The sequence below is a fragment of the Paenibacillus sp. strain BS8-2 genome (assembly GCF_054483835.1).
The window spans coordinates 2,333,063-2,345,282 of sequence record NZ_CM137010.1 but is presented as its reverse complement, the minus strand read 5'-3'; the positions used below and the strand labels follow the sequence as shown (position 1 = coordinate 2,345,282).

The following is a 12,220-nucleotide window of genomic DNA, read 5'->3' as shown; positions in this document are numbered from 1 at the left end:
AGTAACAACAAGTGTTATATATACCCCGATATCACACTATCCCATCTATAATGTTAAATAACGTGACGCATATATATTCTAACTTTAAGGGATAGGGGAGGAAATGACAATAGTTACGTCATAATTGTTTACACAATTACCGGCGAATAACGATGTTTGAGCAAATGATATTCTTGCGCGATGGATTGATGGATAGCATGCCTATGCGGAATACCCATGAATTGGGTAATCACTTCGTCGACGCCTTTCAAACGGAGAGCTTTCTGTAAAGTGACTGCTTCGGGGTCACGTTCGTAATCAAACAAAAGTGCGGCGGCAATAGCTGAAGTGAGATGCGGAATCGCAAGTCCCAGCTTATGGGCCTGCAATGCCGGTCGTACCAGCCTATCGTTAAGCGACAGCTTGCGGAGCGGCGAGCGCCCCACGCGAGTTACTTCGTCCTTGAGCTTAGGATTAGTGAATCGCGCGATGATCTTATCAATATAACGGCTATGCTTCTCCTCGTCCCAATCGTATTTGGCTGTCAGGAGGCTGCCCGTTTCATTCATCGCATCAACGACCTTGCCGCGAACGTTATTGTCGCTCATCGCTTCCTGTATGGTGTCATACCCTTCCAGATATCCGTGATAAGCCGCGACTGCATGGCCCGTATTAACGGTGAATAGCTTACGCTCGATATACGGCTCTAACGCATCGACGTACTTTACACCTTTAATATCCGGGAAGCCCTCCAGCATCTCCGAGGCGTCGATTACCCATTCGTAATACGACTCCACCGTCACTTGAAGCGGATCCTCGTGATCCTGTGCCGGCACGATCCGATCAACCGCCGTGTTAGGAAACGCCACATAAGAAGCCAGGTCGCCATGCAGCCTCTTCGGCAAATACTCGAGCACTTTTTGTTTCAACAACGAGCTGCCCGCCATCGCATTCTCACATGCAATAATATGAAGCGGCTTCTTGTCTCCACGTTCCAGCTTAAGTGCGATACCTTCGGCAATCGATTCGGCAATCTGTCCGAAGGAGGCGATGCCAACAGCCGTAGTCACCAGATTGGATTCGGCAATCGCTTCAGCAACCGCAGTTCTACTCTTGGTATGAATGGCTTTCACGTTGTGTACAAACTTGGAGTCCTTGTCTCCGCCAGCAAACACGACCCGGTACTTCCCCTTCTGCGTAATGAGTTGCACCTGTTTCTCGTTCCGAGCGGCAAACGTTATCTCGAAACCCGATTGCGACAGCAATAATCCGATAAACCCTCTCCCGATATTGCCCGCTCCAAAGTGTAATGCTTTCATCGCCATTCCCCCTCTAAAATGTCATCCATCCTTCATTATATAGTGTGAATATTTCGACTATTTGTATGATGATCGATCCTGCCGGCTAGGGACGGCGGTCATTCGCACCTGCCGGCCCCTGCCTTTATCCAAGCACTATGTTATGCGAACACACCCGCCGTCAATCGTTTAAAGTCGAAGTCCATCAGTGACTCTGCATGATAACAGCGGTCTGATGGTTCAAATGGCAGCAATTTCGTTAACGTGTTAGGCACGATTACGCAATGCATCCCCGCGGCGACTGCCGCTCGCGAGCCGTTGGGAGAATCTTCGATTGCAATCGCCTCGTCCGCCCGCACTCCTAGTGCTTCCAGCGCACTGAGGTACAGCTCAGGGTCAGGCTTCACCTTGCTTACATCGTCAGCCGTGCGAATGACCTCAAAGTATTCGCGAATACCAAGCTGATCCATATACTTATCAATCCAAGCACGCTCCGAGCTGGTCGCCAGACCGATCCGCAGCCCCGCTTCCTTCGCCATTTGCAAATATTCGCGGATGCCGGTGCGCACCTCTTCTCTATCCATCCTCGCCGAATGATCGGCACGAATCTTTGTGCGGAATGCAGCCTTATCGATCGGCAGGCCCAAATCCGTCGCCAAATATTCGTACGGGTTGAACACATGCAGGCTGGTGCCCAGACATTGCGAATATTGCTCAACTCCAAGTTCTACTCCATGCTCCAGATAAGCATCCCTGAAGGCATAATACCATGCCGTCTCCGTATCGATGATCGTCCCGTCAAAATCAAAAATAATCGCTTTAATCAAATGTTATTTCCCCTTTCCGCTTCATTCGCGTTAATTATGTTAACAAAACCGTAACACGTATAAATTGTAACCGTCAAGGTTAAACGCCCGCCTACAAGCGCTTTCAGAGGGTTGTCCTCCAGCCTTTGGAAATTGCCATGATCCCTTGCCCCCTCTGCCATCCCGCCTTTTTCTGAAAACGTTCTCATTTTTCAGAAAATTTTTTTTTGATTAAGAGCCTCCGCTGCACCAAGGACGCAAAAAAAATCCGCCTAGTCATGAAGTAAGCCAAGCTGGCTTCACTTCGACTAAACGGACTTCGAGCATCGATGGAGCTTGTATTTATGGATTAATGACCACCTGTATGAGCATGCTCGCCTTCTGCAACGGCCGAGGGATCCAGCTTGCTCCTGCCCATAAAGAACGATCCGAGCAGAGCAAGAGCAGCAGGGACAATGGCAATCATGAACGTAAAGGTGATCGATGAAGATAGCTCATGCGTGATCGTGTCTAGAACCGCTGGCGGCATCTCCGCACGTTTCTCCGGTGTGAGCAGCTCTCGCGGATCTCCTGCGACAGGTCCGCCACCGCTGCCGGCGAATGCATCGGTCATGCGGCTGGTGAAGCTATTGCTTTGCAGAATGCCGAAGATTGTAATCCCGACCGTCATGCCCAGCGAACGAATAAAGTTGAGCGTAGAGCTCGCGGTGCCACGCTGGCGAATGGATACGCCATGGATGGCAGCATTGCTAAGTACGGAGAAGGACGCCCCAATACCAAGACCAAGCATAATCATATACAACGTAACCTGCAATCTGCTTGACTCAGGCGACAGCGTAGTGACGAGAATCGTACCGACAACAAGCAAGGCAAGCGTCGGAATCATCACGTTCCGATACGGGATTCTGGTCATCAGAGCTCCGCCCAGCGATGCCGTTACTACAGAACCAAGCATCATCGGCAGCAGCACGAGTCCCGAATTGGTCGCCGTCCCGCCAAGAACGCCTTGGATAAAGATCGGGATATAGACCGATGCCACGATAAACGCCGCACCGCTAAAGAACGCGACAATGATGCTTGTCGAATACAGCCGATTCTTGAACAACGAATACGAAATAATCGGCTCCTTGGCCTTCGTTTCGACATAGAGGAATATGGCCAGCAGCAGCGCGCAAGCCGCGAACATGCCGATGATTTGCCAGGAATCCCAAGCATACGTCTTGCCGCCCAGTTCAAGCGCGAACATCAACGCCACGACCGCACCGATCAAGGTAGCAGCCCCGGTCCAATCGATCGGCTGTTTGGAGTGCTCCAGCGACTCCTTGTAGAAGAACGCGATCATACAGAACGAGATCACGCCGAGAGGGAGATTAATGTAGAATATCCATTCCCATGCGATATGATCGGTAATATATGCGCCTAGCAGCGGACCAAAGATACTCGACATACCGAATACCGCTCCGAACAATCCGCCCAGCTTGCCGCGCGATTCGAGAGGTACGGCGTCGAACATAATGGTGAATGATGTCGGCACCATCGCTCCTGCGCCAATCCCCTGAATAGCACGATATAGCGATAATTCTTCGATCGACGTAGCCGTACCGCATAACGCCGAACCGATCATGAATACGATAATTCCAAATATGAAGAATCGTTTTCTGCCGTACATATCCGACAGCTTGCCGAAAATCGGCATCCCCGCCATCTCAGCGACCATATAAGCCGAGGTCACCCAAACAAATTTGTCTAATCCCCCGAGCTCGCCGACAATGTTCCCCATTGCCGTTGCAACGATCGTATTGTCCATCGATGCCATGAGTATGCCAAGCAGGAGACCTGCGATGACAATTCCAATATTTTTGTTTTTTGCCGTAGTGGCCACAATTAACGCAACCTTTCCTTTTACCTAATCTAATTCATAGTGTATCCATCGCGCTCCGAACATTATAACTGGCTGGCAAGCCCAACGCTAGATTTTTCGTGAACGTGCAGACTGTCCCGATAATCTACTCTTCCGACCACGCAGCCTGGACCGATCTTCACCTTGGCACCTCTGATGATATCCGCACGAGTCCATTCTACGTATACCTCATCTCCCTCGATTAACGAAGCCTCGAGCGCTGTAATAGTAGTCCTGCTGTGTTTCAGCACTTCTTTAAACTTTCCACCTCTGCTCTTTCGAACGATAATGGAGCCTCCCACAATCTCTTTGACACGAGAGGGGCCATACATCCGAAGCCTAGCCTGGCCTGCATTAACACCTTGCTCCGACTCGAGGACTCCTCTAATATCCAGTTTCTCGACTTCTATGAAACCACCAGAGCACAATCGACCTGACAAGGCGACCTTCTCGCCTCGTACGTCTCCATCAACAACAACATCCCCCACGCCGGAGCAATTGCCATAACGCAGTTGTCCACTTATGTTCAGTTCTCCCGTCAGCTTCATCTTTGCCGCCTCCAAATTTCCATGAACAGATGCGGATCCTGTCAACGAGAGTTGTCGGCAAGACACATGACCTCCAAACTTGGCTTCACCGGTAATACGAAGCTTGGCGAAGTGCCCGCCGGCGGACTCGGATGTGCCGAGCAGACGTAAATCATGCTGCTTGGGCTTGTCATCCACCGTACTTCTCCCCTTTCTCGACAATCCCTTCGGGATGTACCGTCAGTGATGTTCTATACTCCACTTTGCCGATTCTGCATCCTTTGCCTATTACGATCTGCCCACCGCGCACGACATCAGCATGGGTATATTCGAGCCTTACGATGTCCCCTTCGATCAGCTCCGCATCCAATCGCGACTCAGCATTAGGCACAACCCAGTTCCAAAGCCAGCCCCATCTGCTGTCATCCAATCGCCTTACGATCACCGTTTCACCGCCGATCTCGCGGATCTTGCTTGTTTTGTGCGCCAACCCAATTTCTATCGTTCCCGCGTTCAGAAGCCCTCCTGTTTTCACAGCGCCGCGACTAATGAAGGTCTCCGCCTCGATATCGCCGCCCGCAGTAAGCAGTCCGTCGAGCTTCATGCTGTCACATACGATACGCCCTCCGATCTTGCACATGCCGTCCACATACATCCGCCGTACAATCGTATCGCCATCCACGGTTACCTTACCCTCGCATCGCATCTCGGGAGCATATACACTTCCATAGACATGCGACACACCGCTTGCCCGCATTCCATATGCGGCACTTAGATGTCCAAATACCTTAGTCACACCATCTATCTGCACATTCCCATATTCGCCGCCAGCCGCTTTGCCGAGTCCGCTCAATGTCATATTAGGCAGCCCCATTTTGTGCTCACCACTTAGCTTTACTGACACATTTTCATCTGCGCGTACACTCAGCGTTTTAGGCACATTTTCATCTGCGCGTACACTCAGCGTTTTAGGCACATTTTCATCTGCGCGTACACTCAGCGTTTCAGGCACATTTACACCTCCACCTACGTTAGTCGCATTTATGGTTCCGCTCGATAATATATTGGGCGCTTTTCCCTTCAGCTCACCAATACGATTTGCAGGCATAGCTTCTGGCACTTCGCTCGGATTCAATTCTGGCAGCTGTTGCAAACGCCTATTTTCTTGATCGAGACTGATGCCAGTTAAGTTTTGCACAACTGCGTGGTTACAACTATTAATGTCAGCATTAAGCAGACTATCCGATACGCCGTCACTCATGTCAGACTCTAGTTGGCTGTCTGTTGACTCACTTTGATTGTCACTTATCGTTGTCCCACCTATTTGCTCGCCGTGCTTCGTTTCCACACCATCTCCTCCTTCTTAAACCTGCAACTTGCTTTTAAGCTGCTCAATGGTTTCATGCATACTCAGCCTCCTTACAACCTTAACACCTTTATCAAAGTAAAGGGCTGCCTCCGACGATACAAGGGCAAACGAAGCAACGCCCATCTTGCGAATGAAAACAAGATCACATGGGTCACCTTTAAACCTCGAATAATGTTCTTCCAGCACCATCCGCAATGCCCCGCCTTCATCCAGTCCCATCTCACCAGTGCGCAGCATTAACTCAAGGGCAAATAAATTCAACATTTTATCGAAAGAGTAAAGAACCGCTGCAGCATCTTCATCCATGTATCGTTGCGCTACAATCGTCGAAACAATGTTTCGTTCAATCATCTCAACACAATTTAAACTGACATTAATAGGACCGCTTGCAAGCTGATCGGCAAGCTCATCAAGAGATAAGTCATCCTTGAGATGTAGTATTTTATCAATTCTGGCTAGTATAAGATCCTTAGGGAAAAACGTCTCCTGCCCCGTAAAAGCAGACTTTCTAATAAACCAATCCTCAGGAATCAGTCCTTTTCTCTTCCAGCGGTACAATTGTCCGTACGAAATCCCCGTCGTCTCAAGCAACTCTTTTTTTGATATGAGCTCTTTCTCCACATCTGCACCTCACTTCCGTGTAAACCATCGTAACATAACATTGTTACGCAGTAAAGAGTTGCAATAAAAAGTTGATTAAATGTGTGGGGACATGAGGCGTATGGGGGCGTGTGTGCGAGGGGCGTCTGGTTCGTGGGGACATGATGGTGTGGATGTACGAGTTGGAATGATGAGGATTGGTCGTGAGAGTATGGAATGAGGAGTGGAGGAATTATCGCGTGGTCGTGAGAGTACGAAATGAGGCGTGAAGGAATTATCGTATGGTCGTGAGAGTATGGAATGAGGCGTGAAGGAATTATCGTGTGGTCGTGAGAGTATGGAATGAGGCGTGTAATCGTGTGAATGGGTTGGTTAAACTTCTCAAATGTCGACTCCTTTCTCTCAATGATGTCCCTATTCGCCTGATGGATTTATGCTCTTAACACACATTCCGCTGTTTTTCTTACTACGTCCAGTCCACTCCACTAAACCAAGTTGAGCCCCAAACGCCGATATCACTCAATTGTGTGTTAAATTCTACATACGTTGGGGACTCAAACGTGGATCGACGCACATTGTATGTAGAATTTCACATACGTTGGGGACTCGAACGTGGATCGACGCACATTGTATGTAGAATTTCACATACGTTGGGGACTCAAACGTGGATCGACGCACATTGTATGTAGAATTTTACATACGTTGAGGGCTCAAGCGTCGATCGACGCACAATGTATGTAGAATTTCACATACGTTGAGGGCTCAAGCGTCGATCGACGCACAATGTATGTAGAATTTTACATACGTTGAGCTGGCGGGACGTTCGGCCCGCTTGCGCGCTGACGCTTACGGCGCTGGCCGACCTCTCCCAACGCCCCGCCTCGCGCTTCCTACTTCCGATGCATCTTAAACTCCAAGAACAGCTCGTTGTAATGCGACAGCATACGCGGACCTAGGTTGTCGTAAACCTCTAGACGCTCCGTCAGCGCTTTGTCCGGGTAGAAGCGCTCATCGCCGGAGATATCTTCTGGCAGCAAGAATAGCGCCTCCTTGTTAGGCGTCGAGTAGCCGACGTATTCGGTGTTCTGCGCCGAAACCTCCGGATCCAGCATGAAGTTGATGAATGCGTGAGCGCCCTCCAGGTTGCTCGCTGTCTTCGGAATGACCATGTTGTCGAACCACAGGTTCGAGCCTTCTTGCGGAACGACGTAATCCAACTCCTCGTTCTCGTCCATAATTTCGGAGGCATCGCCGGACCATACGAGACCCGCCGCAGCTTCTTCGTTCGCGATCAGCATCTTGATCTCATCGCCCACGATGGCCTTAACGTTCGGTGTCAGCTCCGACAGCTTCGCCAGCGCTTCCTGCAGATGCTTCTCATTCGTATCGTTGAGCGAATAGCCTAGACTATTAAGCCCCATGCCCATGACCTCCCGAGCCCCGTCCAGCAAGAACACGTTGTTACGCAAGCTCTCGTCCCACAGATCGCTCCAGCTGTCAAAGGTCAGATCGCCCACCATCGAAGGGTTATAAATAATGCCGACCGTTCCCCAGAAATATGGAACGGAATACGCATTATCCGGATCAAACGACAAATTCATAAAATCCGGGTCGATATGCGTGAGGTTCGGAAGCTTCGAATGGTCCAGCTTCAGCAGCAGTCCATCCTCCTTCATTTTGCTGATGGCGTACTCGGACGGAACGGCCACGTCGAACGTTGTGCCGCCCTGCTTGATCTTGGTCATCATCGCTTCGTTGGAGTCAAACGTCTGATAGATGACTTTAATGCCGCTCTCCTCCTCAAACCGCTCGATCAGCTCGGGGTCGATGTAGTCCCCCCAGTTGTAGATGGTAAGCGTGTTGCCGCCTGTGTAGCCTTCGCTTGAATTCAGTGCAGATACCGCGTACATGAGACCGAAGGCGACAATGAACACAATCAGGAAAACCTGAACTAATCCTTTCATATGCGCCCCTCCCTCGAAGCCGGACGGTTCGCTCTCCGGTTAATGAAGTAGTATCCGATGACCAGCAGCACGGTGAACATAAATATTAGTGTCGACAACGCATTGATGGATAACGATACGCCTTGTCTCGCACGCGAGTAGATCTCCACCGACAACGTTGAGAAACCGTTGCCCGTCACGAAAAACGTCACGGCAAAGTCGTCGAGCGAATACGTTAATGCCATAAAAAATCCAGCGAATATGCCAGGTTTGATATATGGCAAAATGACACGCGTCAACACTTCCCATGAGCTGGCGCCAAGATCGCGTGCGGCGTCGATCAAGGTCCCGCTCATCTCTTGCAGCTTCGGCAGCACCATAATGACGACAATCGGAATACTGAACGCGATATGCGACAGCAGCACGGAGACAAATCCAAGCTGAATGCCAGCAATCGTGAACAGGATGAGGAAGCTCGCACCAATGATGACATCCGGGCTTACGATCAGTACATTATTAAGCGTCAGCAGCGTGCCTTTTGGCCGGTTGCTTCGGATGTAATGGATGGCAATGGCTCCGAGCACGCCAATAATGGTCGAGATCGCCGCGGACAGCAGCGCGATAACAAACGTATTCAACACGATGATAAGCAGCCTTGTGTCTTGGAACACTTCGCCGTAGAACTCCCACGTAAACCCTTCGAACTCCCGCATGGAGCCGCCGCTGTTGAACGAATAAAACATCAAATAGAAGATCGGCGCGTACAAGATGGCAAACACGACGATCAGATACAGGTTCGAGAGCTTGCTGTTATTTCCTCGCAATGTCGATCAGCCCTCGCTTTCGATTCCCGGTCAGCAGCATAAGCAGCGCCATGGCAATAATCAAGAATACCGCGATCGTCGCGCCCATGCCCCAATCCTGCGTCACGAGAAAATGCTGCTCAATTGCCGTTCCGAGCGTAATAACCCGGTTGCCAGCGATCAGTCGCGTAATCATGAACAGTGACATCGCCGGAATAAATACAGCCATGCAGCCCGCCTTAACACCATCTAGTGTAAGCGGGAAGATCACGCGACGGAACGTCATCCAGGACGATGCGCCCAGATCGCGTGCGGCGTAGACGAGTGTTGGGTTCATTTTCTCCAGGGCATTAAAGATAGGCAGCACCATAAACGGGATAAAGATGTATACCGAAACAAACACAAAGCTGAAATCCGTAAACAACAGCTGCTTGGTCCCAATGCCAGTCAGCTCCAGCACTGCGTTAACGAAACCGTATGTACCGAACAAGCCGATAAATGCATACGCCTTAAGCAGCAGATTGATCCAGCTTGGCAAAATAATAAGCAGCAGCCATAACCCTTTATGCTTGGTGCGCGTTAGCAGATAAGCCGTAGGATATGCAACCAACAGCGAGAACAACGTAATCAGGAACGCATACCAGAAGGAGCTGAACGTCATCTTGAGATAGACCGGCGTAAAAAACTTCTCATAATTGCTCAGCGTGAAGTCGCCCTCTACGTTAAAGAACGAATAATAGACAATCAGCAGAATCGGCGCCGCCACAAACAGGACGATCCAGAGCAAATATGGGACAAGATACAGATTGCGTGCCTTCGCATCCATCTTAGCGCCCACCGCCTTGTCCGGCGCTGCCGCCAGCCTTCGCCGCTGGCGCCCCAGTCACAGCTTCATCTTCTTCTTCGTCGTACGACTCCAGCCTCCGGTCAAACTCCTCCTCCGTCTCGCCAAGTCGCATGACATGAATCGCTTCCGGCTCGAATGTAAGACCGATGCGCTCGCCCACCGTCGCCTTGCGTGTGGAGTGTACGAGCCACTCATTGCCTGCGTCGTCGTAGGTGCTGATCTCGTAGTGCACACCTCGGAACAATTGCGTATCCACGCGAACGAGCAGCTTACCCCGCTCCGGCGTAGTGATTTCCAGATCCTCCGGACGGATGACAATATCAACAGTCTCGCCATCATGAAGCCCCTGGTCGACGCACTCGAACGAATGACCGGCGAATTCCACCTCGAAGTCGCGAAGCATCCGTCCCTTCACGATATTGGATTCCCCGATAAAATCGGCGACGAAACGGTTGATTGGCTCATCGTAGATATCCGTCGGCGTGCCCGATTGCTGGATCGTCCCTTGATTCAGGACGAATATTTCATCCGACATCGCGAGTGCCTCCTCTTGATCATGCGTGACGAAAATAAAAGTGATTCCGAGCCTGCGCTGCAGCTCCCGCAGCTCATATTGCATCTCCGTACGCAGCTTCAGATCTAACGCGGAAAGCGGTTCGTCCAGCAGCAAAATCTGCGGTTCGTTGACAATGGCGCGTGCAATCGCAACGCGTTGCCGCTGCCCGCCGGACATCTCTGTAATTTCACGATTCTCATATCCGCTGAGGTTAACGAACTTCAGCGCTTCCTTTACCTTCGCTGAGATGGCATCCCCTTTCATACGTTTGATGCGCAGACCAAACGCAACGTTCTCGAACACGTTCAGATGAGGGAACAGCGCGTAATCCTGAAATACTGTATTTACTTGGCGTTCATTGGCCGGAACTCGATTAATGATTTTGCCATCGAATGTAATATTGCCGCTTGTAGGCTCCGTGAATCCTGCGATAAGTCGAAGAATCGTTGTTTTGCCACAGCCGGACGGACCTAGCAACGTATAGAACTTGCCCCGCTCGATCTCGAAGCTAACATCCTTCAGTACCGCAGGATCGCTGCCGCTATATTGTTTCGTAACCCCTTCGAAGCGAATAATCGGCTTCTTATCCATCCTTCAACCCCCTATAAATCCCTTATGTATATGGCCTGAGCACCATACAACTAGACTCATGCTCCATTTAAAATCAATGTGATTTTACGACATTCCATGGAATGTGCAATATACGTGTATGATCAGATTCACAAAAAATCAACTTAACTTGGCAAATGACAATAGTACTCATACTATTTCACTCGCTGCAGCTCGTTATCCAGAAGAATGTTATTCGTGGTAGACTGTCAACATATCAACATCATGCGAATAAAGGAGAGACACGGATTGACAGTCGCAAAAACATGGCAAACAGACGCGCATCACACAAAATTCGTCGCATCATACAGCGGAGGCAAAGACAGCTCGCTAGCGCTGCACATGGCCATGCAGAGCGGAGAAGCGATCGGGCTTATCGTCATGCTGGAGGAAAAGGGAGAGCGCTCACGTTCGCACGGCATGCCGCCAAAGATCATCGCCGCGCAAGCCGAATCCATCGGATTGCCCGTATTGTCCGCCGCCGCTACATGGGATGATTATGAAACCGCGTTCGTTAGGCTACTCAATCAGGCGCGAGAGCTTGGTGCCGAAGCACTCGTGACAGGTGATCTGGATATGCCGGAAGAAGGCTGCTGGCATGATAAAGTAACACAGATGGCAGGCCTTGCGCTAGGCATGCCCCTGTGGCGGATGGATCACCGCCGCTCCGTGGATAGCTTTATCGATCAAGGCTTTGTCGCAGTCGTCGTGACCGTTAATCTGACATCAGGGATGACGGAAGTGGATCTGGGAAGAAGCATAACCCGCGAATTCGTCGAAGAGCTTGTTGAACGAGGTATAGACCCTTGCGGGGAAGGCGGCGAATTCCATACGACCGTGCTTGATGGCCCGATCTTCCGCAAGCCAATACCCGTGCGCAAACTCTCGATCGTGAAGGATGGCGATTATGCCTTCTTGCCTCTTGAGCTTGACGAGGCGGCTTGGGGCATCCATTAGAATGCTGCCACACTAGCGACTAAGAC

At 50.6% G+C, this 12,220-nt stretch carries 11 protein-coding genes; 1 reads left to right on the top strand and 10 read right to left on the bottom strand.

The window, feature by feature from the left end; genetic code table 11:
• Positions 1-128 precede the first annotated feature (128 nt).
• The 10 genes from ACX1C1_RS10325 to ACX1C1_RS10280 all read right to left on the bottom strand — a co-directional run bounded on the left by ACX1C1_RS10325 (position 129) and on the right by ACX1C1_RS10280 (position 11,219).
• Positions 129-1,298, bottom strand: a complete 1,170-nt coding sequence (locus ACX1C1_RS10325; RefSeq protein WP_458956990.1) for a mannitol-1-phosphate 5-dehydrogenase — start codon at positions 1,296-1,298, stop codon at positions 129-131.
• Between the two features lie 140 nt (positions 1,299-1,438).
• On the bottom strand, positions 1,439-2,104 hold the full coding sequence (locus tag ACX1C1_RS10320) for an HAD family hydrolase (RefSeq protein WP_458956989.1): 666 nt from the start codon (positions 2,102-2,104) through the stop codon (positions 1,439-1,441).
• 328 nt (positions 2,105-2,432) lie between these two features.
• Positions 2,433-3,899 (bottom strand): MFS transporter, encoded by a 1,467-nt coding sequence (locus ACX1C1_RS10315; protein ID WP_458957653.1) that lies wholly within the window; start codon positions 3,897-3,899, stop codon positions 2,433-2,435.
• A 128-nt stretch (positions 3,900-4,027) separates the two neighbouring features.
• Positions 4,028-4,708: a hypothetical protein gene (locus ACX1C1_RS10310; RefSeq protein WP_458956988.1), complete on the bottom strand. Its 681-nt coding sequence runs from the start codon at positions 4,706-4,708 to the stop codon at positions 4,028-4,030.
• Positions 4,701-5,858, bottom strand: a complete 1,158-nt coding sequence (locus tag ACX1C1_RS10305) for a hypothetical protein (protein WP_458956987.1) — start codon at positions 5,856-5,858, stop codon at positions 4,701-4,703. The genes ACX1C1_RS10310 and ACX1C1_RS10305 overlap by 8 nt, the downstream gene beginning before the upstream one ends.
• A gap of 15 nt (positions 5,859-5,873) precedes the next feature.
• Entirely contained in the window at positions 5,874-6,500 is a 627-nt protein-coding gene (locus ACX1C1_RS10300; RefSeq protein WP_458956986.1) for a YhbD family protein, read from the bottom strand.
• 869 nt (positions 6,501-7,369) lie between these two features.
• Complete coding sequence (locus ACX1C1_RS10295) at positions 7,370-8,443, bottom strand: ABC transporter substrate-binding protein (protein WP_458956985.1); 1,074 nt, start codon at positions 8,441-8,443, stop codon at positions 7,370-7,372.
• Positions 8,440-9,246 carry an ABC transporter permease gene (locus ACX1C1_RS10290; protein WP_458956984.1) on the bottom strand — a complete coding sequence of 269 codons (807 nt, stop codon included), beginning with the start codon at positions 9,244-9,246 and terminating at the stop codon, positions 8,440-8,442. The genes ACX1C1_RS10295 and ACX1C1_RS10290 overlap by 4 nt, the downstream gene beginning before the upstream one ends.
• The gene (locus ACX1C1_RS10285; protein ID WP_458956983.1) at positions 9,233-10,051 is read right to left on the bottom strand and encodes an ABC transporter permease; all 819 of its coding nucleotides are present in this window, start codon (positions 10,049-10,051) and stop codon (positions 9,233-9,235) included. Before ACX1C1_RS10285 ends, ACX1C1_RS10290 begins: the two co-directional genes overlap by 14 nt.
• A gap of 1 nt (position 10,052) precedes the next feature.
• The gene (locus ACX1C1_RS10280; protein WP_458956982.1) at positions 10,053-11,219 is read right to left on the bottom strand and encodes an ABC transporter ATP-binding protein; all 1,167 of its coding nucleotides are present in this window, start codon (positions 11,217-11,219) and stop codon (positions 10,053-10,055) included.
• Between the two features lie 267 nt (positions 11,220-11,486).
• On the opposite strand from ACX1C1_RS10280, the gene ACX1C1_RS10275 reads away from it, so the two are divergent.
• Positions 11,487-12,194 (top strand): Dph6-related ATP pyrophosphatase, encoded by a 708-nt coding sequence (locus tag ACX1C1_RS10275; protein ID WP_458956981.1) that lies wholly within the window; start codon positions 11,487-11,489, stop codon positions 12,192-12,194.
• Positions 12,195-12,220: the final 26 nt, after the last annotated feature.